Consider the following 509-nt stretch of genomic DNA (forward strand, 5'->3'; position numbering starts at 1 on the left):
CGGTCCACAACCTCACCATCGACGACATCCACACGTACCACGTAGTCACCGGCAACACCCCAGTGCTCGTGCACAACACGAACCAGTTCGCTTGTGAGGTGACGATCAGCAAATCAACGCATCCACAGTCGGCACAACATATTGAAGATGCTCAAGCGGCCGGGCACCCCAGCATCCTTACGATCAATAGGCCTGGTGCGAAAGCGAATCGCGCGGCCTCCCTTGCTGGACACCCTAAAGTTCCGGGCAAGCAACTTGACGAGTATCCACCGGCCATGTTTCAGGAAGGTGGGGCGGGTGCTAGCGTTCGCCCGATTGACGGAGGTGACAATGGCGGGGCGGGAGCTCGAATAGGCAACAGGCTTCGCCGCTACCCGGATGGAACGCCTGTCAAAATTACGGTGGTAGACTGATGCGCATGAAGGCCGTTGAGCGTCTGGTTAGCATTGGCAGTGCACCACTTGGCCGTGAGTTAAATTCGGAAGTTGTGGCGGATGATTCTCTGCTTC

The 509-nt window shown here is 57.2% G+C and carries 1 protein-coding gene; it reads left to right on the top strand.

Annotated elements, in window-relative coordinates:
- On the top strand, positions 1 to 413 hold a 413-nt coding region (locus ACFHWU_RS29395; protein WP_416592339.1), incomplete at its 5' end, for a hypothetical protein.
- Positions 414 to 509 lie beyond the last annotated feature (96 nt).

The organism is Micromonospora sp. LOL_015, assembly GCF_048060275.1.
Taxonomy (GTDB): domain Bacteria; phylum Actinomycetota; class Actinomycetes; order Mycobacteriales; family Micromonosporaceae; genus Micromonospora_E.